The sequence below is a fragment of the Patulibacter sp. NPDC049589 genome, from assembly GCF_040675535.1.
Lineage (GTDB): Bacteria > Actinomycetota > Thermoleophilia > Solirubrobacterales > Solirubrobacteraceae > Patulibacter.
Genome location: NZ_JBFAPC010000327.1, coordinates 1 through 1,834 on the forward strand (window position 1 = coordinate 1; position 1,834 = coordinate 1,834).

1 protein-coding gene and 1 pseudogene are annotated in these 1,834 nt (G+C 78.7%); both read right to left on the minus strand.

Annotation, left to right across the window (positions count from 1 at the left end; translation table 11 throughout):
* Positions 1–467: pseudogene (locus AB0L40_RS27745) on the minus strand (hypothetical protein); the annotation flags it as partial.
* 105 nt (positions 468–572) lie between these two features.
* Positions 573–1,634 (minus strand): XdhC family protein, encoded by a 1,062-nt coding sequence (locus tag AB0L40_RS27750; RefSeq protein WP_364362027.1) that lies wholly within the window; start codon positions 1,632–1,634, stop codon positions 573–575.
* Positions 1,635–1,834 lie beyond the last annotated feature (200 nt).

Sequence of the window (1,834 nt, forward strand, 5' to 3'; positions counted from 1 at the left end):
GCCGGCGCCGGGCCGCCGTCGTCGGGGCCGGCCGCGGCGTCCCCGGCGCCGACCTCGGGCGCGGGCGACACCTCCTCCTCGTCCTCCCCCGCCCCGAGGACCTCGTCCGGCGCCTCCTCGACGACCGTCTCGGGCTCCCGCGCGTCGACGACGAAGTGCCCGCCGGCCGCCGGCGCGCTGCAGGAGCGGACTAGCCCGTCGAGCACCCGCCGGAGCTGGTCGCCCAGGAGGACGGGGTGGCCGGCGACCACCGCGACGACGGCCTCGCCGTCCTGGAAGCGCTCGACCGCGACCGAGACCAAGCCGCGGACCCGGCGGATCGGCGCCACGAGCGCCGCCAGGTGGTCGTCGTCGCGGACGGGGGCGAGCAGCACGGTCGCGCGGCCGGCCGTCAGCCGCTCGGTGCCCGCCGGGCCGCGCGTCGCGCCCGGGGCCGGTGACGGTGACGGTGGGAACGGCGCACGCACGCGGATCACGATCCCACGTCGGTCGCGTCCAGGACGCGGTCACCGGCCGCGACGGCGGATCGCGCACCGTCGGACCCGTCGCAGAGCGCGGCGGTCACGGGCATCTCAGCGCAGCTCGTGGATCCGTCCAGCGGCGTGCCGGAGCCGCCCGCCGTCGCGGCCGTGGCGGTCCGCGACGACCTCCGCCAAGATCGACAGCGCGGTCTCCGGCGTCGCGGTCGCACCGAGATCCAGCCCGACCGGCCCGGCGATCCGCGCGACCTCGTCGTCCGGGACCCCGTGCTCGTGGAGGCGCCGGCGCCGCATCGTCTGGGCGTGCCGCGAGCCCATCGCGCCGACGAAGCCCGCGCCCGCGGCCAGCGCGGCGAGGATCGCGGCGTCGTCGAGCTTCGGGTCGTGCGTGAGGACGACCACCGCGTCGTCGGCGCCGACCCCCAGCAGCGGGAACGCCTCCTGGGGCCAGCGGTCGACGGTCGCGTCGGCGTCCGGGAAGCGCTCCGGGCGGGCGAACAGGCTGCGGGGGTCGACGACGACCGTGCGCCAGCCGACGGTCCGCGCGACCGCGCAGAGGTGTCGCGCGAGGTCCCCCGCGCCGACGACGACGAGCCGCGGATCGGGCCGCACGACGTCGACGAAGAGCCGCGCGCCGCCGGCCTCGAGGACCGCACAGCGCCCGGCGGCGACGAGCTCCGCCGCGCCGTCCGCGGCGACGTCCAACGCCGGCCCGCCGAGCGTGCCGGTCGTCCGGCCCGCGGCGTCGACGTGGAGCCGCCGGCCGGCGGCGGGGCCGTCCAGCACCGTCACGCGCGCGGCGCGGCCGCCCGTGCGCGTCGCCCCGGCCAGGGCGTCGTCCTCGTGCAGGTCGATCCAGACGTCGATCTCACCGCCGCAGGGCAGGCCGACCTCCCACGCCTCGTCGTCGGCGATGCCGTACGAGCGCAGGCGTCCCGCCGGGCCGCGGCCGGCGAGCAGCTCGCCCGCCTCGCGAATCACCGACGCCTCGACGCAGCCCCCGGAGACCGCCCCGGCGACGTCGCCCGACGACGAGATCGCGAGCTTGGCGCCCAGCGGCCGCGGCGCCGAGAAGCGGATCCCGACGACGGTCGCCAGCGCCACCCGATCGCCCCGAGCCGTCCACGCGTCGACCTCGGCCAGGACGTCACGCACGGGGCGCGTCCCCGGGTCGGACCGTCGTCGGGCGGAGCACCGTCATCGCGTCCCATCTTCGGCCCGGGGAGGACGGCCGCGATGCTCCGCGGGTCCAGGATGCGGGTCCACGTAGCGGTGCAGGCGCGTCTCGGGGTCCGTCCGGACGTGGAACTCGTCGCAGCGCTGGGTCGGCGTGGTCGCCGGGCGCGCGCGGATGG